This window comes from Litorerythrobacter xanthomarinus (genome assembly GCF_046254955.1).
Classification (GTDB): Bacteria; Pseudomonadota; Alphaproteobacteria; order Sphingomonadales; family Sphingomonadaceae; genus Qipengyuania_C.
In genome coordinates this window covers 739123-757164 of sequence record NZ_JBJXRG010000001.1, presented here as the reverse complement: position 1 = coordinate 757164, position 18042 = coordinate 739123, and the positions used below count along the sequence as shown (strand labels likewise).

At 60.5% G+C, this 18042-nt stretch carries 19 protein-coding genes; 4 read left to right on the top strand and 15 right to left on the bottom strand.

The genetic code is table 11. From position 1 onward, the window contains the following. Positions 1 to 4: 4 nt before the first annotated feature. The 10 genes from ACEWMW_RS03925 to ACEWMW_RS03880 form a co-directional block, all read right to left on the bottom strand. Positions 5 to 760: a ThuA domain-containing protein gene (locus tag ACEWMW_RS03925; RefSeq protein ID WP_409412584.1), complete on the bottom strand. Its 756-nt coding sequence runs from the start codon at positions 758 to 760 to the stop codon at positions 5 to 7. Positions 761 to 764: 4 nt separating this feature from the next. Next, positions 765 to 1535 (bottom strand): SDR family NAD(P)-dependent oxidoreductase, encoded by a 771-nt coding sequence (locus ACEWMW_RS03920; RefSeq protein WP_409412583.1) that lies wholly within the window; start codon positions 1533 to 1535, stop codon positions 765 to 767. 12 nt (positions 1536 to 1547) lie between these two features. Then, on the bottom strand, positions 1548 to 2693 hold the full coding sequence (locus ACEWMW_RS03915) for a thiolase family protein (protein ID WP_409412582.1): 1146 nt from the start codon (positions 2691 to 2693) through the stop codon (positions 1548 to 1550). Positions 2694 to 2695: 2 nt separating this feature from the next. Then, complete coding sequence (locus ACEWMW_RS03910) at positions 2696 to 3088, bottom strand: Zn-ribbon domain-containing OB-fold protein (RefSeq protein ID WP_409412581.1); 393 nt, start codon at positions 3086 to 3088, stop codon at positions 2696 to 2698. Positions 3089 to 3090: 2 nt separating this feature from the next. Next, a complete protein-coding gene (locus tag ACEWMW_RS03905; RefSeq protein WP_409412580.1) occupies positions 3091 to 4179 on the bottom strand; it encodes an acyl-CoA dehydrogenase family protein in 1089 nt (362 codons plus the stop codon). Beyond that, positions 4176 to 5420, bottom strand: coding sequence for a cytochrome P450 (locus ACEWMW_RS03900; RefSeq protein ID WP_409412579.1), 1245 nt, complete (start codon positions 5418 to 5420; stop codon positions 4176 to 4178). The genes ACEWMW_RS03905 and ACEWMW_RS03900 overlap by 4 nt, the downstream gene beginning before the upstream one ends. A 104-nt stretch (positions 5421 to 5524) precedes the next feature. Further along, a complete protein-coding gene (locus ACEWMW_RS03895; RefSeq protein WP_409412578.1) occupies positions 5525 to 5905 on the bottom strand; it encodes a limonene-1,2-epoxide hydrolase family protein in 381 nt (126 codons plus the stop codon). After that, entirely contained in the window at positions 5905 to 6687 is a 783-nt protein-coding gene (locus ACEWMW_RS03890; RefSeq protein ID WP_409412577.1) for a ThuA domain-containing protein, read from the bottom strand. Before ACEWMW_RS03890 ends, ACEWMW_RS03895 begins: the two co-directional genes overlap by 1 nt. Then, complete coding sequence (locus tag ACEWMW_RS03885; RefSeq protein WP_409412576.1) at positions 6687 to 7697, bottom strand: NADP-dependent oxidoreductase; 1011 nt, start codon at positions 7695 to 7697, stop codon at positions 6687 to 6689. The genes ACEWMW_RS03890 and ACEWMW_RS03885 overlap by 1 nt, the downstream gene beginning before the upstream one ends. A gap of 23 nt (positions 7698 to 7720) precedes the next feature. Further along, the gene (locus ACEWMW_RS03880; RefSeq protein ID WP_409412575.1) at positions 7721 to 9859 is read right to left on the bottom strand and encodes a molybdopterin-containing oxidoreductase family protein; all 2139 of its coding nucleotides are present in this window, start codon (positions 9857 to 9859) and stop codon (positions 7721 to 7723) included. Positions 9860 to 9995: 136 nt separating this feature from the next. Between ACEWMW_RS03880 and ACEWMW_RS03875 the strand changes: the two genes are divergently transcribed. Further along, a complete protein-coding gene (locus ACEWMW_RS03875) occupies positions 9996 to 10997 on the top strand; it encodes an NADP-dependent oxidoreductase (protein WP_409412574.1) in 1002 nt (333 codons plus the stop codon). A gap of 32 nt (positions 10998 to 11029) precedes the next feature. Here the strand turns inward: ACEWMW_RS03875 and mobA are convergent, their stop codons facing one another. The 3 genes from mobA to ACEWMW_RS03860 are packed head-to-tail and all read right to left on the bottom strand — an operon-like array spanning position 11030 to position 12305. Beyond that, positions 11030 to 11521, bottom strand: coding sequence for a molybdenum cofactor guanylyltransferase (gene mobA, locus ACEWMW_RS03870; RefSeq protein WP_409413601.1), 492 nt, complete (start codon positions 11519 to 11521; stop codon positions 11030 to 11032). A 26-nt stretch (positions 11522 to 11547) separates the two neighbouring features. Beyond that, a complete protein-coding gene (locus ACEWMW_RS03865; protein ID WP_409412573.1) occupies positions 11548 to 11889 on the bottom strand; it encodes a putative quinol monooxygenase in 342 nt (113 codons plus the stop codon). Between the two features lie 2 nt (positions 11890 to 11891). Continuing rightward, positions 11892 to 12305, bottom strand: a complete 414-nt coding sequence (locus tag ACEWMW_RS03860; RefSeq protein WP_409412572.1) for a nuclear transport factor 2 family protein — start codon at positions 12303 to 12305, stop codon at positions 11892 to 11894. Between the two features lie 127 nt (positions 12306 to 12432). Between ACEWMW_RS03860 and ACEWMW_RS03855 the strand changes: the two genes are divergently transcribed. Then, a complete protein-coding gene (locus ACEWMW_RS03855) occupies positions 12433 to 13248 on the top strand; it encodes an SDR family NAD(P)-dependent oxidoreductase (RefSeq protein ID WP_409412571.1) in 816 nt (271 codons plus the stop codon). Between the two features lie 6 nt (positions 13249 to 13254). Here ACEWMW_RS03855 and ACEWMW_RS03850 read toward each other — a convergent pair whose 3' ends face one another. Next, entirely contained in the window at positions 13255 to 14031 is a 777-nt protein-coding gene (locus tag ACEWMW_RS03850) for an SDR family NAD(P)-dependent oxidoreductase (protein ID WP_409412570.1), read from the bottom strand. 101 nt (positions 14032 to 14132) lie between these two features. On the opposite strand from ACEWMW_RS03850, the gene ACEWMW_RS03845 reads away from it, so the two are divergent. Together ACEWMW_RS03845 and ACEWMW_RS03840 are read left to right on the top strand one after the other, a co-directional pair. After that, positions 14133 to 15755, top strand: a complete 1623-nt coding sequence (locus ACEWMW_RS03845; protein ID WP_409412569.1) for an FAD-dependent oxidoreductase — start codon at positions 14133 to 14135, stop codon at positions 15753 to 15755. A 147-nt stretch (positions 15756 to 15902) separates the two neighbouring features. Continuing rightward, a complete protein-coding gene (locus ACEWMW_RS03840) occupies positions 15903 to 16673 on the top strand; it encodes a SpoIIAA family protein (protein WP_409412568.1) in 771 nt (256 codons plus the stop codon). A 24-nt stretch (positions 16674 to 16697) separates the two neighbouring features. On the opposite strand, the gene ACEWMW_RS03835 is transcribed toward ACEWMW_RS03840, so the two are convergent. Then, positions 16698 to 17963, bottom strand: a complete 1266-nt coding sequence (locus ACEWMW_RS03835) for a cytochrome P450 (RefSeq protein ID WP_409412567.1) — start codon at positions 17961 to 17963, stop codon at positions 16698 to 16700. Positions 17964 to 18042 lie beyond the last annotated feature (79 nt).

The following is an 18042-nucleotide window of genomic DNA, read 5'->3' as shown; positions in this document are numbered from 1 at the left end:
CCCCTCAGCTTTCTTCGCGCATGGCCCATGCGATCCCGCGGCGCAACAGATCGTAATAGACGTCGTAATTCCACGCGCACATCTCTTTGTGCGGATAGAAATCCTGCATTCCCGGCAGGTCGTAATGGCCACGGCAATGGCCAAGCGCGTTGTAGACGATCCGGCCCTTGCCGATATCGCGCGTGTAAAGGATCGGGACAGAGGTCTTGTCCCACTCGCCCTTGACGAATCCGGTTGCCTCGCCCTCGAATGTAGTCTGCATCAGCGTGACGATTGGCGCGGTTGTGTTCGAGAGATACAGCTCGTCGACGATCTCGAAATCCTCGATCCCCTTGGTCAACTCGTGCGTCTTGTTGACCACCTCTACTTCGAACTGCCCGATCGGCGGATGCGCTTTGAACTGGGTGCCGACGATTTCCATGAAATCGGCACGGCTGTCGGGTGCATCGACCAGGCCTTCCTCGGTGAACACCAGGATCGAATTGGTGCCGTGTAGCGCCAACCACTTGCCGCCCGCTTCGAGCCAGCTGCGCAGCTGCTTGGCCTGTTCTTCCGTGGGCACCAGATCGCAGGTGTAGGTCACCAGGAAGCGGCACTGGTCGAGCCGTTCGAGACCGGAATAATCCTGCGCCACCGTGGTGCGGATATGCGGATGTTCGAGCAGGAGCTTCAGCAGCTCTAGCCGCGCGTAATCGATATCGTGATACTTGCCAGCGGCGACAAAATGCGCGTCGATCCGGGTTGCAGGTTGCTGTCCCATAGCCCTAGCTCCGGATGCTTCCGCCGCCGTCGACGGTCAGGTCGACACCGGTCGTAAAGCTCGCTTCGTCGCTGGCGAGCCAGACCACCGCACGGGCGACTTCCTCGGGCTCGCCGATGCGATTCATTGGATGGGCCGCGGCCATGCCGGCTTCGATATTCTCCGGTTCATCTGCACCGGAGAACTTGTATCGCTCGTACATCGGAGTGCGGATCGCGCCGGGATGGACCATGTTCGCGCGGATCGGCACTCCGCGTTCGGCGCAATCGAGCGCGACCGAACGAGTCAGGCCTTGCAGGCCAGCCTTCGAGGCGCTGTAAGCAGCGACGAAAGACGCTGCGCGCATTGCTATCATCGAACCGATATTGACGATGGCGCATGGCTCGCCCGAGGCCTCCATCGCCGGGATCGCTGCGCGGCAGCCGTAGAATGGGCCGTTGAGGTTGATGTCGATAGTGCGTTCCCACACATCGAGCGTGCCATCAGAGATCGTACCGGGCTCCGAAATACCGGCAATATTGCACAGCACGGTCAGTTTGCCGAAGCGATCGGTGGTGGCTTTCACAGCGGCATCCCACTGATCGACATTGCGCACGTCTAGTTCGAAAGCGTCCGCGCGTTCGCCCAATTCGTCGGCCAGCGCCTTGGCCTTGTCGATCTGCAGGTCGCACAACATCACGCTGCCGCCTTCTGCGACCATCTGCCTGGCCACGGTCGCGCCGATACCTTCCGCGCCGCCCGTGATCAGTGCAACTTTCCCGTCCATGCGTCCCATGGATCTTCTCCTCTAGCGCTGAAGGATCGCGACAGCCGAAAGGCCGGGCGCGCCATAGACGTGGCTGTAAGCCACCTTGGGATTGTTCGGCACTTGCCGCGCTCCGCCTCGTCCGCGCAATTGCTGCACGTTTTCGTAGACTTGCCTGAGGCCTGAGGCGCCAATCGGCTCGCCGCAGGCGAGGCAGCCGCCATCGGTATTGACCGGCATGGCGCCGGTGATCTCGGTGCGGCCCTCGGCCAGCCACTGTTCCTGTTCGCCATCCTTGCAGAAGCCGTTCTCCGCCATGTGCATGATTTCCGCTCCGCTCTCGGTGTCCTGCAATTGCGCGACATCAATATCCTCCGGACCGATGCCGGACTTTTCGAACGCGGCCTTCGATGCGAGTTCGGTCGGCTTGCCGCCGTCCTTTATGCTGATCGCGGGCTGGAACACCTCGAAGCTGTCCGGCGGGCGCGTCTTGACCGAGATATTGGCGATCTTGACTCCGTCTGCGCCGAGTTCCTGCATCTTCTTCTTGCTCGCGAGGATCAGCGCCACGCCTCCCTCGGCGGGCGAGCAGAACATGTATTTGGTCAGCGGATCATTGATCATCGGCGCGTTGAGGATCGTGTCGAGATCGACTTCGCTGCGCCGCCAGGCGTGATCGGTTTTCGCACCGTTCCGGAAGGCTTTTTCCGCCACCAGCCCCAGTGTCTTGCGGCTGATCCCGTGCAACTGCATGTAGCGCTGGATCTTGAGGGCGAAGAACTGCGTAGTCAGCATCATGCCGGTCTTGCCGTACCACTCTGGCAGGCCGTAGGCCTTCGGATCGGCGTTGAAGGCACCGCGCTCATGCTTGTCGAACCCGGTTGCCAGCGCGAGATCGAACGCGCCCGAACCGACCGCATATTGCGCCGAGGCAAGCGAGCTACCGCCGGTCGCGCAGCCATTGGCGACATTGGTGAAGGGGAGGCCGGTCAGGCCCAACTCGTTGACCATGACATCGGCCGAGCCCGAAGAAGCCGAACCACCATAGGCGCATTCGATATCTTTCCAGTCGAGCCCCGCGTCATCAAGCGCCTGGCGCACGGCGAAAACGCCCTGCTCGCGGCCCGAGCGGCCCTCGGTACGGCCAAACGGGTGGATCCCGGCTCCGATGATGTAGACGTCTTCCATCGCTATTTCTCCGGCCGGAATGCAAATGTGGTGTGCTGATCGTTGAACGGCACGACGGCGAATTCCATCGCCATGCCAAGCTCGAGGTCTTCGAGATCAGCATCGACGAGCAGGCTCTCGACGATCACTTCGCCGGGCAATTCGACATAGCCGACAAGATACGGCTTGAAGTCATGCGGGCCTTCGCCCGGCCCCTCGTAGGGGGACTTGGGCCGGAAACCCTGGCTGGTGAAGGACCATAACTTGCCTGTGCGCGAAAGCGGGTACGGTTCGACGCCTTCGGCTGCATCGCCTTCAGGCATTGGAAAGATCACTTCGCCCGAAGGAAGCTTGCCACCCATGAGGCGCGGATCGGCTTCGTTGGTCCAGAGGTTATCCGCAATCGGTGTGCCCATGATTATGCCGCCTCCGCATATTCGGCGCGCGCCGTTTCGCCATCGCCGAACAGCTTGGCGAGCAGCATGACGCGTTTCATCGCATGCCCGATCGATAGCTCGTCGGTTATGCCCATACCGCCGTGCATCTGCACGGCTTCGCGCGCGACCATGTCGATCTGATCGGCGAGATAGGCTTTGGCTCCGGCTGCCGAGCGTTTCCATGCTTCCACATTGCTGCGATCTGCGAGCGCAGCGCGGTAGACCATCGAGCGTGCCTGCTCGAGCGCGCCATAGCATGTAACCAGCCGGTGCTGCAGCGCCTGGAAGCTGCCAATCGGCACGCCGAATTGTTCGCGTTCCTTCACATAGGTGAGCGTATCGGCGAAGAGCCGCGCGCCCAGGCCCAGCAGTTCGGCCGCACTGAGCAAGCGCACATCCGAAACGATTTCCTCGAGATCGGCCAGATTCAGATCGAGCCTGGCAGCGCTGTCAACGTTGCAACCGTTGAGGCGCAGCTCGCTCGCCACGCCTCCGTCCGCGATGCGGTAGTCGCGTCGATCGAGGCCTTCGGCATCTCCGGCGATGAGAAATGCGGCCGTCTCGCCATCCAGTACTGCGGTGACGATAAAGGCATCGGCCATCCCGCCGCCCAGTACGAAGGTCTTCTCGCCCGACAGCAGATAGCCATCGCCTGAAGCCAGGGCTTTCATGCTGCTCGCCGCCAGATTGTAACGTTGGCCGCGCTCGGCGTGCGCGAAAGCGACGATCGAACTGCCCGAAATAACACCTTCGAGCGCGTCAGCTGCGCCGCCTTTGGCCAGCAGCCGTACAGGCAAGACGCCGTTTTCCAGCCATGGATCGGGCGCAATGCCGTTACCCAGGGCTTCTGCGATTACGGCTAGATCGATCGCCGATCCGCCCAAGCCGCCCGCTTCCTCGGGTGCGGCGACCGCAATCAGGCCAAGCTCGGCCAACTCCTGCCAGCGCGCACGGTCATAGCCGTTGTCCTTGCTGCGCAGCTTGCGCCGGAACTCGGTATCGATCGGTTGAACGAAACGTTCGGCACTGGCCTTGAATAGCTCCTGCTCTTCGGAAAGGTCGAAATTCATGCGGCCTTCTCGAAGGTGATCGGAAGCTTGGTGACGCCGCGCAGCAGGATGTTCGGCAGAATCGTGATCGCATCCTCGTCAGCGAGCTGGAAATTGTCGAGCCGGCTCAAGAGCTCGTCGAACGCAACGAACATTTCCTTGCGGCTGAGCATGTTGCCCACGCACATATGCGGACCCTTGCCGAAAGCGAGGTGCGCGCGCGCGTTCTTGCGCTCGATATCGAATTTGTCCGGGTTTTCGAACTTGGCAGGATCTCGGTTGGCGGCCGAATAGCGCAGCTGGAGCATGGTTCCGGCCTTGAGCTCCACACCGCCCAGCTCTGTATCTTCCTTGACCACGCGCCACATGCCCGCAGTTGGCGTTTCATAGCGAAGCGCTTCCTCGACCATGTTCTGGATAAGCTTGGGATCATTGCCACCCGCTGCCGCCTTGGCCTTCTCCATCTGGTCCGGATTGCGGATCAGCTGGAGCATCGCCCCGGCGATAGTTGACGTCGTCGTCTCGTTACCCGCGACCATGAATTGCTGCATGATCGAGGTGATTTCCTCGTCGGTTAGCGGAGTTTCGCCTTCGACGCGCGCTTCGACCAAATCGGTCAGCAGGTCGTCGCCGCCATTTTCGCGGCGATCGGCGATCTTGCCCATCATGTATTTCTGATATTCGACAAACGAGCGGGCGCATTCGAGCTCGCGCTCGCGGTCGACCATCTGGCTGAAGCGATCGACGGCCGCGTCGGACCAGGCTTTCACCTGCTTGGGGTCGTTATCGAGCCCGATCTGCTGCGCAATCATCGCGACCGGCAGGGGAATCGAGAACTCTTCGACGAATTCGCATTCGCCACGGTCCGCAAATCTCTCGATCAGCTCGATCGATTTGGCGCGCATGTCATCTTCGATTGCGTTTACGCGCGGTGCAGAGAAAGCGAGATTGACGAGCTTGCGATTGCGCGTGTGGACCGGATGATCGGCAGTCAGCAGCGTGGGGGGATTGTCCCACCCTTCAGCCAGAATTGCCTCGATCTCCTCGTCTTCGGAGCCCATCGCGCCGCCGAAATCATTGGAGAAAACTTCGGGCCGCCCGGTCGCTTCCGAACACAGGTCATAACTATATACCACCCACGTGTTCATCTCCGGCAGATGCTGCATCTTCGTACCCGAAGCATGCATCTCCGCATAGAAGTCCCACGGATCGAGCAGCGTCTCCGGTGAGAATACGTGCTTGTTGTCGACTGGCTTGTTCATCGCCCAAAATCCCGATCTACTATCGCTAACTTCCTAGCGAGAGGCGGGCCTGTGTGGCGATGCGTGAAAGTGTTAGGAATCCGCGCTTCCGGGCGGAATAGAGCCTACCCGCCTGCCAGATCGCCGAACTCGCGCTGGAATTCGGCACTGTCAAAATAGTCGCGCCATTTCGCGATCTTGCCGTCACCGTTGAGCTCGAAAGTGCCCATCACGCGAATGGTGCGCCTCTTGCCCTTCATCTCGAACCAGTCGGTCCGCTCGGTGAGCACGACATTGCCGTTTGCCGCGATATGGTGCGTATCGAAGCCGCATGCCTCGACTCCGGGGAACGCCGCCATCTTGGCGCGGACCTGGTCGATCCCGTTGACGATCGAGAGCGGCACATCTTCCCACATGATATCGTCAGCCATGAAGGAATAGATCTTCTCCAGATCATACTCGTCCCAGGCGGCGATAAAGGCTTCGATGGTTTGGGTGGGGGTCATCACTGTGCTCCTGATGTAAATGCAAGCGCGTTGGAGAGCGCGCGGCGGACGAAAGGGTTAGCGTAGGTTTCGGGGCCATCGCCGAACTGGAGGTAGACCAGCCGCGAGGTTCCGACTTCTTTCCACCAGGCGACGAGATTGCTGCCATCGGGATGGTCCCAGTCGGTGTTGGAGAACATCTTCCCCGCGACAGCCTGTGCGGCGGAATAGAAATTGTCGCGGGTGAATGAGTGTCGCGCGCGGATCAGCGGATGGACGGCTCCTTCATCGATTGGCGCGAGGTAGAGCTCGTCGACCATAGGGAATGTGGCCGGAAGTCCGGCTGTAACCGGATGGTCGGCGACGACTTCGGCTTCGTAGGCGACATCGTGACGATAACCCGAATCGGGCATTGGCTCGCCGCGCCATTCGCCCGGCTGGTAAAGGAAACGCCCGCCCAGCACTTCCGCCCATGCGGGCCAATCGGCCCATCCGGCAATCGCGTGATGCATCGCGACCGCACCTTTGCCCGCAGCAAAACGTCTTTCGATCGCTTCCTTGAAACCTTTGGACGGCGGCCGCGATGTGACCTTGCCATCGGCAAATTCATATCCGCCCATATCGTAGAACAGCAGCGCATCGGCATGATCCGCCGCGCCCGCAGCGACACGCTCTTCCGCTTCCGGATGGACCAGGTGCGTTACGTCCCATTCGCCTAGCGAATGCGCCACCGAGCGGATCAAATCCTCGAATGGTTCGGCTTCGTAAGGGTGCCCGCCGGAAAGAACGAGCAAGTTTGCCATTAGGCGATCTTGAGGATCATCTTGCCTTGGTTCGAACCGGCGAAGAGCCGCATGAAGGCTTCGTAGGCATTCTCGAGGCCGTCATCGATGTGCTCGTCGACCACCAGCTTGCCCGCGCTGGCCCACTCGCCCATCGTCGCCGCGCCTTCGCCAAAACGCTCGACATAGTCGGCCACCAGCAGCCCCTCGATCTTCGCGCGCTTGACGATGAGGCGCCATAGATTGCGCGCGCCAACCGGATCAGTGTTGTATTCGCTGATCAAGCCGCACAGTCCGATGCGCCCCTTCATGGCGATATTCTCAAGACCTGCATCGAGGATGATCCCGCCGACATTCTCGAAAATCACGTCGACGCCATTGGGTGCTGCAGCGGCAATTTCGGATTCGAGTGCCGCCTGGTCCTTGCCGCGATAATCGATCGCAACATCATAGCCATAGCGCTCGGTCAGCTTGGCGCATTTCTCCGGCCCGCCAGCTATGCCGATGACCTTGCAGCCGGTGATCTTGGCAAGCTGGCCAACAATCGAGCCGACCGCGCCTGCAGCGCCTGTGACCAATACCGTCTCGCCCGCCTTGGGTTCGCAGACATCGAACAGGCCGAAATAGGCGGTCATACCCACCGCGCCGAACAGCGAGAGAAAATTCGTGACTTCGGGTACCATGCCCGGATCGATCGGCTGGGTGAAACCGCCCGCCTGGCTGACGGAATAGTCTTCCAGCGCATGCAGGCCCATCACCCACTGGCCCTTCTCGAAGCCATCGGCGCGGCTTTCCTCGACCACGCCGATTGTGCTGGCGCGGACAGGCGCGCCCAGCGGAATCGGCGGCATGTAGCTGTCGGCGTCGTCCATCCATCCGCGCATCGCCGGATCGAGCGAGGCATAATGATTGCGGATCAGGAACTGGCCATCGGCGAGCTCCGGGGTGTCTTCGGTGATCAGCTCGAAGTCTTCGGGGACCGGCTCGCCGTCTGGCCGGCGCTGGAGGAGGAAGCGCCTGTTCTGGGGCATGTCTAATCCTATCTATAGTTCGTCTAAGCGGCGGCGATCTTCACCGGGATTGCGCTTTGCAGTGCCTGTCCGGTGATGGGATCGTAATCCACTTCGTCGCTGGTAAGGCGATTGGTCGAACCGCCCATTTCGCGCACATTGTGCTTGCCCGCTTCGCTGTCGCCAAAGGCATGCGCCATCGAGATCAGTCCGCGCCGTACGCGGTCGCTGGGTTTGGCCACGCCATGGATCGAAGAGTGAGGCGAAGTAATCTCGATCACATCGCCCTCCGATATGCCCTGCTCGGCCATGTCATCCGGATGGATGTAGGCGGGGTTCGTGGTGACCTTCTTGCCGAGGTTCTTGAGCGGCTGGCCAATCGAATTGAATCGGCCCTTCGAACGGCGCGAGATCAGGCGGAAATCGAACCCGGCGGCGCGTGCATCTGCCTTGCCATACTTTTCGAGCTGTTTGGGCATGTCGCCTGCTGCGAGCTGGAAGCGGTGCATATGCTCTTCATCAGGCGCGGTGATGACCGGGTGCAGGTCGTCATAAACGACCGCCGCCCCGCCAGCCGCCTGCGCATCCTTGCGTACCTGGCTTGGCGGGACGATACATCCGGCCGTCATCAGGTCGAGGAACTCCTGCTTGCTCGGGCACTCGTCCATCGGTACATCGCCGCCGGGTAGCTGCATCTGCACACCCAAGTGCTTGCCGATTGTCCAGAGCATCTCATACTCGTCGATTGTGTCACCGGGCGCATCCGCCAGCGCCTCTGTGTAGCGGGCGTAGGCGGTCTCGTGCCACCACTCGGAAAGGTTGGTGATGTCCTCGCGCTCGAGGCATTGCTTGGGCGCGAGCACCACGTCAGCGCGTTTGGCGCTGGCGCTCATCCACGGATCGACTTGCACGAACAGCTCGAGGTCATCGAGCGCCTTGCGCATCTTGAGCTGGTTGGGGAAGCCGACCTCGGGATTCCCGCCGACCGAGATCAGCGCGCGGATCTGGCCTTCACCGGGTGTCAGGATCTCGTCCGCCATCACATTGCAGGGCATTTCGAACAACAGTTGGCCCAGCCCGCGGAAACGGGATTTCGCCATGCCGGGGGCGCCGAACATCGGGGCCGGCGGAGCGACCTGAGCGCGCTTCGGGCCTTGCGGCGTCGTGAAGACACCGGGGACGCCGCACTTCTCGCCTTCCTGCTTGAAGCGTGCGCAAACGGTGTTGAGGCAGGTGACAAGATATTCGGTCAGCGTACCATTCCCGGCCATTTCGGGGCCGGTCCCGGTAACTGCGCAGCCTTTCGAGCCGCCTGCGAACATCCGCGCTGCAGCGACTAGCTGGTCTTTTTCGACACCGGCACGCTCTGCGGCGACGTCGGGCGTAAAAGCGGCAACCGCTTCCTTGAGCTCCTCGATGCCGTCGACATGGGCGGAGACAAAATTGCGATCGTAAAGCTCTTCATCGAAGATCACGTTGAGCATACCCGCGAGCAGCGCGGGGTCCTCGCCGGGTTTCACAGGGAGGTAGATGTCAGCCAGCTGGCCGACTTCCGCGAGCCGCGGATCGGCGACGATCAGCTTGAGACCTTCCTTCTTGCGGTCGCGGATCCGCTTCGACGGGCTGAACGGTGGAACTCCGCCGACTGGCGCGTAATGCGACACGATCGGATTATTGCCGATGAACAGCGCGACATCGGCATCGGAGAAGTTGTTCACGCCCCCCATCCATTTGCCATAGCGTTCGGTCGTGAACACCTTGGCCGGCTGGTCGAGCGTCACCGAAGTGAAGAAATGCTTGGTGCCGATTGCCCGTGCCAGGCTGAGCGTCGCCATCATCGCCGAGCTATTCTGGTAGCCGCCCGAACCCATGAAGAGCGCGATGCTATCTGGCCCATATTTGTCGATGATGCGGCGGAATTCGCTCCCGACATGCGCCAGCGCCTCGTCCATCGGCGTCTCGACAAACTCGCCGGCGTCATTGCGCACGAGGCTGTGATGCAGGCGATCTTCCGAATTATGCGAATCCGGCAGTTCGCGGCCCTTTTTGCAGGTGTAGCCGCCGTACTCAGGATCATCGGGATCCCCGCGCACGGCTTTCACTTTACCATCCTCGACATCCACCAACATCGCGCAATTGGCGTGGCAGAAGCGGCAGAAAGTCTTGTGTGTCTGGACACCCATGGCGTTCAATCCTCTTTCCTATAGTGTGCAGGATACCAGATAGGGCGCTGCGAACGACTGACACTTTTGTCCGTGGCTAGCGGGCCGGTTGCACCGCATTAGGCTGGCCTGAAAACCATCAGATACGGAGCGCTTCATGCCAACCACCACTCGCCAATGGCTCTTGAACGGACATCCGCGCGGGCGGGGCATAGTCGAAGATGACTTCAAGCTGGTTGAGACCGAGCTGCCCGATCCCGGCGAAGGCGAGATGTTGCTGCAGACGCGCTGGCTGGGATTCGATCCGGCACAAAAAGGCTGGATGGAGAACATTGCCGACTATGTCGCGCCGATGGCGATCGGCGATGTGATGCGCGGCAGCGGCATTGCTGAAGTGATCGAAAGCAATGGCGGGCGCTTCAAGGTGGGCGACATGGTCTTCGGTACCACTGGCTGGACCGAGCACCTGGTTACCGACGGCAAGGATTTGACCAAGGTCGAGACCGACCTCTCGCCGACAGCAGTGCTTTCCGTACTCGGTACGACGGGCGTTACGGCCTATTGCGGGCTCTTCAAGGTCGGCAAGCCGGTCGCAGGCGACACAGTGCTGGTGTCAGGCGCGGCAGGCGCGACCGGATCGGTCGTGGGGCAACTCGCCAAGATCGCCGGCTGCCGCGCAGTCGGCATCGCGGGCGGGCCTGACAAGTGCAAGTGGCTGGTCGAAGAAGCCGGATACGATGCCGCAATCGACTACAAGGCGGGCGACGTGAAAGCCCAGATCAAGGAGCATTGTCCGCGCGGCGTCGACGTGATCTTCGACAATGTCGGCGGCGAAATTCTCAACGACATGCTGGCGAATATCGCCACCGCAGCGCGCGTGGTGATCTGCGGCGGGATCAGTCGCTACGAAACAGGATCACTCCCGGCCGGACCGCAGAATTATTTCAATCTCGTGTTCCGGCGCGCTTCGATGGCGGGCTTTATCGTGCTTGATTGGGCGAGCGAGTTTCCGCAGATTCGCAAACGACTCGAAGGCTTTGTGCATGATGAGACCCTCCACTACCAGGAGGACATCCAGCACGGATTCGAGAATGCGCCTGACACGCTGCAACGCCTGTTCTCGGGCAAGAATCGCGGCAAACAGATGCTGGAGCTTTGATCCTGATCTGAGTGAAGCCGTAGCCACACGTTCTACACCAGGTCCTCGGGCCGGTTCACATTTGCAATTGGGGGATCGAAGCGCTCCAGCCTCGCGCCCACGTGTTCGGCAAAGCCATAGAGCGCTCGCCCGCCACCGGCGATGAACGCATCCAGATCACGCGCCAGCGAAGAGGGCCAATATCCGATCACCGGCTGGCTTTGGACCACGCCCGGGCCATCACCCGAGAGGTGTTCGGCCAGGCTTTCCGGAAGGTTGAGCGCATCGCAGCCGCTCGAAAGAACGGCTTTGAAGCTGTGGGTTTGAGCATAGTGGAGGGCTGCGCATAGCCCGCCCAGCGGGCCCAGGCCTGGCTCCGGTCGATCAGCTATGCAAGTGAACTCCGGGTCCTCTCGCCCGCAGACGACCAAAGCATCGGTCTGGCCGGAAAGACTGGCCGCTACGCGGTCGATCAACCGCTTGCCACCGATCCGCGCCTCGGCCTTGTCGCTGCCGAAGCGCTGCGCCTTGCCGCCCGCGAGGATGGCCCCGAGAAGGCGATCCGGTTGGCTCAGTCGAAAGCCTCGGTCGCTTGGCCCTGTTCGTTGTAAACGGGGCCTTCCCGGTCCACGCGATACTTCTTGCTGGCGGCTCCGGTCAGACCGAATTGCCCGATGTGGTCGCGCATCCCCGTGTAGGCTGGGTCCTTGAAGTGGTTGGCGAGGTCCTCCTCGCTTTCCCATTCCTCAAACACATTGACCCGTGCATCGTTGAAGGGATCGGCGCTCCATGAGTAATGGATGCAACCCTTCTCCGCTAATGCGGCATCGATATGCGGCTTGGCCTTGCGTAGCGCTTCTGCGCGCTGGGCCGGATCGAGATCGATCTGGGCTGCGATAACAATTTTGGCCATACTCAGCCCTCCTGTGCGTTATATTCGGCAACAACCTTGAACACGCGGCTGGTATAAAGCCACTTTCCGTCGATCTTCGCCAGCTTGTCGTCATAGAGGCCGCCGATCACGCGCGTGTTGCCATCGGCCTGCTTCATCACTTCCTGCGTTTGTACGCGGCTCGTCGCGGTGTCACCATCGACTTCGATCGAGGCCGGCACACAGGAAAAGCTGACCGCTTCGAAATTGGTCATCGCGCCTTGCCACATCTGGACAATGGCGGCCTTGCCTTCGACTTCCATCCCCATCAGGTTCCAATGTGCATCATCCGCCCACACCGAACCCCATGTGTCGGCATCAATGCGGACGACACCGTCGCCGTAGGTCTCGTGTAGTTCGCGGATCGCCAGGCGATCTTCAATCGGTCCGGTAAACATCTGCACTCTCCTTCAAGCCTGCGCTATCGCTGTGAGCACCCGTTTGCGGCAATGGACACTTTTGGGAAGGGCAGGTCCTAGTCGAAACGCCTAGGGTGACTTCCAACCAACAGAATCGGAGGGCGACATGGCTCTATTGGAAGGCAAGAAAGCAGTAATCCTGGGCGCGGCCAGCAAGGACAATATGGGCCAGGTCACGGCGCGCAAGTTCGCTGCCGAAGGCGCGGAAGTGATGGTCGCCGGGCGCAACGAAGACGTGCTCAAGGAACTGGCCGAGGAGTTGGGTGGACACTATGTGATCTGCGATATCACCAAGCGCGCCGATAACCAGGCGATGGCCAAGGAGGCGGCCGAGAAGATGGGCCGGGTCGATGCTGCGGTCAATTGCACCGGCTGGGGCCTGCTCAAGAGCATGGAAGAGATCACCGAAGAAGAGCTCGACCAGATCGTCGACCTCCAGTTCAAGGGCGTGCATCACTTCCTGCAAGCCTTCATCGAGCAGATGATGGCGCAGGATCCGCAAGGCGGCTCGTTGATCTCGCTATCAAGCGCGACGACCAAGGCGCATATCAACAATCATGCCGCATACATCGGGACCAAGACAGGCTCCGAAGCGCTGATCCGCTGCGTCGCGAATGATTATGGTCAGTATGGTATCAAGGCGAATACCGTCTCACCAGCATTCACTTCATCGCCGATGACCGAAGGAGCGTTCGCGACCCCGGGCCTCGTGGACGCTTTCCTGCCGCGCTATCCGATGGGGCGGCTCAATACGTCTGAGGACGTGGCAAATGCCTGCGCGTGGCTCTGCAGCGACGAAGCCTATGTCACTGGCGAGAATATCCAGCCCAACGGCGGCCTGCGCATTCGCGGCAACCCGCAAGCGTTTGATATCGAGCGCACGGTCGGCGCTGCGATGGCGAAGATGCAGCAGGAAAGCTGAGTAGCCTCAGTACTGGGCGGTTCCCCCATCGACACTGATCGCGGCGCCGGTGATCCCGGCGCCTGCTTTAGACGCCAGTAGTAGTGCCACCGCAGCAATCTCTTCGACCGTATTGGGCCGCTTGATCGCCGCTTCGGCAGCGAACATCTCGATCATCTCGTCGAATTCCATGCCCATCGCCTTGGCGGTTTCGGGGCCATTGTTCTTGATGATGTCGGTGATGACGAGGCCGGGGCAGATGCAATTCGCGGTAACGCCTGCGGTGCCAACTTCGCGTGCGAGCGATTTGGTCATGCCGATCACTGCGTGCTTGGCTGCGGTGTAGGCAGTGAAAACCGGTTTTCCGTGCTTGCCCTCCATCGATGACATGTTGATCACACGGCCCCATTTGCGATCGATCATGCCGCCCAATGCGCGGCGTGTGGCCCAGAATGTCGAATAGACATTCCATTTCATTGCTTCGTCGAACGCCTCGTCGGAGAGCATGTGCAGCGGCTGCAGATCGCCAGCGCCTCCGGCATTGTTAACGAGGATATCGACGCGGCCAAAGCTCTCCGCCGTCTTGTCTATTAAACCCTCGACATCGGACTGTTTCATGACGTCGCCGGAAACGAAGATTGCTCGGTCGCCGACTCCGAGTTCTTCGAGCACCGCGGCGCCCTTCTCTGGATTGCGGGCGAACAGCGCGACACTGGCACCTTCCTCGAGAAATGATTCCGCGATCCCCCGACCGAGGCCTGCGGTCCCCCCAGTGATGGCTGCAATCTTGCCTTCGAGCTTCATCGTGATCTCCTTTGCGGCGTGTCTAGCCGCGGATGCGGATCCACGCACCTCGCCAAAATGAAGGGTTGGCGCCGGGAGCCACGCAGCGCAACACGGGGCGCATGGAAGAAGTCGATGTCATAATCCTGGGTTGCGGCGCTGCGGGCATGACTGCAGCCCTGGCTGCGCATGAAGCGGGCGCATCGGTTGCGCTGGTTGAAAGGTTCGACCGGATTGGCGGAACCGCTGCGATTTCGGGCGGTGTGATCTGGGTGGCGAACAATCCGCGCCAACAGGCGGCTGGGATGGACGATAGCCGGGAGGAGGCACTGGCTTACTTCCGCGCGCTCGATCACGGAGACCTGGTCGACGAAACGCTGGAAGCATTCGTTGACCGCGGTCCCGAAGCGCTGGCTTTCCTTGAAGACATCGATGCGCTCAAAGTCTCGCTGCTGGCGGGATATCCTGATTATTACATGGATCGGCCGGGTGCGAAGCCGGAGGGCGGCCGCGCGCTCGACCATGATCTATTTGCGCTGGGCGAACTCGGCGAATGGGCCGGGAGGATCTATTCGATCGAAGAGCCCAAACCGATGATGCTGCGCGAAACACCGCTTGGCGGCGGCACCGGCGTCGTCGAGCCCGAAGAGCTGGGTCGCCGGATGGCCAAGAATGAGCGCGGCTTCGGGCAGGCGATGGTCGCGCGCTTGCTCAAAGCCTGCCTTGCGCGCGGAATAGAGCCGATTACGGGGGTCGAAACCAAAAGCCTGGTGCGCGAAGGCAGAAAGATCACCGGAATTGACGGGGAGAAGGACGGAGAACCGTTCTCGCTGCGCGCGCGCAACGGCGTGATCGTCGCCACCGGCGGTTTCGAATGGGACGAAGAGATGCGGCAGGCCTTTCTGCGCGGCCCAATGGACGCTCCTGCCAGCCCGCCGACCGCGCGCGGCGAAGGGCTGAAGCTCGCGATGCAGGCGGGTGCGAAAATCGGCAATATGACTCAAGCCTGGTGGGCTCCCACGCTGGTCACGCCCGACACGCCGTGGGAAAGCGGCGAGCAGCGGGCTGCTCCCGTCCTGATCGAGCGCACCGTACCCCATTCGATCATGGTCAATCGCCAGGCCGAGCGGTTCTGCAACGAAGCGGCGAATTATTCGGCGCTGGCCGGGGCATTTCATGCCTTCGATCCGCAAAGCTATGATTATCTCAATTTGCCTGCATGGTTGGTGTTCGACGAGAACTATGTCGAGCGCTATCCGATCGGGTCGCGATTGCCGGGCCAGCCGGTGCCCGAGTGGGTAATGTGCGCCGATACGCTAGGCGAACTTGCAGAAAAACTCGGAATCGATGGACCGGTGCTTGAAGCGACCGTCGATCGCTTCAATGCGCATTGCGAAGCAGGCGAAGATCCCGATTTCCAGCGCGGCACCTCGGCCTATGACCATTTCTACGGCGACCGTACGCGGGAAGGCACTGCAGTTACGCTCGGCCCGATCAAGCGCGGACCGTTCTACGCAGTCGAGATTCGCATGGGGCTGCTCGGTACCAATGGCGGGCCACGCACGGATAGCTGCGCACGCATCCTCGGCCATGATGGCGAACCGCTGCCCGGGCTCTTCGGCGCAGGCAATGCTATCGCTTGCCCCACCGGCGGGATCTATGCGGGTGCTGGTGGAACGCTCGGCCCGGCGATCACCTTCGGCTATATTGCAGGGCGCACCGCCGCGAAGGTCAACGCGCACTAAGACCTCGTTTCCGAACGAGTTGGGCCAGGAGATATTCCGCCCATGAATTTTCTCCGATTGATGCAGGTCAATGCGGCGCAAGAATCCCTGGGTAAGCTGGCGTTATAGTGAGACGACATAGTCATGCCCCCAGACAGGAGACAGAAGATGTTTACCAGGATAGCCACTATTCCCGCGGTATTTGCATACCGTTTCGAAGGCGAGATCACCGCATCCGACGTCGATGAAATCTATGACGAGCTGCTTGCTGGACTCGATGAGCACGACAAAATCAGCGTTTATGCCGAAGTATTGGGCGAGTTTGATATGAATGGCGATGCGGTATGGCGCGACATGACGCGCGCGCATGAGATGTTCGGGCATTTTCGCCAGTTTGATCGTATCGCATTTGTAGCCGCGCCTAGCTGGATCACTACAATTGCAAAGCTTGAGGAATCCCTCCTGGCGTTCTTCGACTTCGAAATGCATGTGTTTGACCCGTCAGAGGGCGATTATGCCTTGGCCTGGGTGAAGGGTGAGAAAGACGAAAAGGACGCTTCCTCGGTGCGCGAACTCCCCAGCGAAGATCCGGGCATCGCAATCTTCGAGATCGACGGCAAGATACGTAAGCGCGACCTGGAAGTTTCGAAACAGATACTGAGGAGATTTCAGGACGACTCGGAGCCGAGGAAACTGATGGCAGTTATCAAAAGGTTCACCGGCTTCGAGATCGCCCTGCTCGCCGATCGTGAGCTCTTCAAGATGAAGCTCGAAGCGGCGAAGCACCTTGATCGTTATGCTTTTGTCGGGGCACCCGACTGGCTGAAAGGCTATATCGAGACGATGGACGGACTCCTTGATACCGAGATTCGCACCTTCGATACCGACGAACGCGCCGATGCAATCGCTTGGCTCAGGGAGGACGAATTGGTCAGCTAGCCGGACAAAAGATCCAGATCGAACTCAAGGCTTCTTCGGCTCGAACTCGATGTGAAGCTGCTTGAGACTGCGCAGCAGGAAATGTGGGTGGTAGGAGAAGTCATTCTTGCCGTCCGCGAACCACATATCCTCGAAGCGGTCGACCACTGCGGTGAAGCCCCAGGTCAATTCGCGTCTGGCAAGTGGCGCACCGAGGCAATGGTGTACCCCTGAGCCAAAGCCCATATGCGCACCAGCTTTCGGCCGGTCGAGGTCGAGCTTCTCGGGGCATTCGAATTGGCGCTCATCGCGGTTGGCCGCGGCAAAGCGCACATTGATCATCGCCCCGCCGGGAATGGTCACGCCTGCCAGCTTAGTATCCTCAGCGGCAAAGCGCATCAGGCTCTGCACCGGCGATTCGAGCCGCACGACCTCCTCGACGAAGGTCTTCATGTACTTGTCGGGATCGAACTTGAGCTGCTGCCACACGTCCTTGTTTCCAATCAGCAGCTTCATGCCTGCAGCGAGCGCATTGGTGGTCGTTTCGCTGCCGCCCACGAAGGTATCGGCCATCATCTCGGCATGCAGCTCGTTGTCGTTGAGCGGGCGGCCCCACTCCTCGATCACGGTGTTGACCAGCACACTGATCAGCGAATCGTCCGGCTCACTGCGCAATTTCTCGAATATAGGTTGGAAGTAGTGCTGTGCCTCGATCTCGCGGTCTACCATCTCGAGGTGCTGGTCTTCGGGCAGCATGAAGGAGATTCGCTGGAAGAAGGCATCGGTCCAGCGTTTTATCTGCCACATGTCCTCGCGCTTCGCGCCCATCTGCTCTCCGATGATGAAGAGCGGCAAAGGGATGCAGAACTGGCTAACCCATTCGCAATGCCCATTATCGACGAAGCCATCGATCAGCTCGTAAGCGAGGTTCTCGACCTGCGGGTCGATCTCTTTGATTTTCGATGGCTTGAACGCCTGGTTGAACATCGCGCGCATCTGCTTGTGCACCGGATCATCGCGCCCGTTGAGCGTAGGCGCGGGTAACCAACCCTTCTCTTCGAAGCGCTCTGCGACCTTCTTCGCCCGCTCCAGATCGTTCGCGCCAGCCCTGAATTGCGTATCCGCCGCCGAGCTGGGAAACCGCGCCGGGTCCATCAGCACTTCGCGCACATGCTCGTAGCGCGAGACGACATACATGTCGGTGCCGGGAATGTTGTACACTGGCGCTTCGTCGCGCAGCTCCCGGTAGGCATCATAGGGGCATTGCTGCACCTCAGGGTCAAACAGGTTGATTTCTGGCTGATTTCCCAAACTGCCCTCCCAAAAACGCGCGTGGCCATTGCCGGGACGCTGAAGCGATAAGGAAGGGGGCGCAATTGGCGCATTTGGG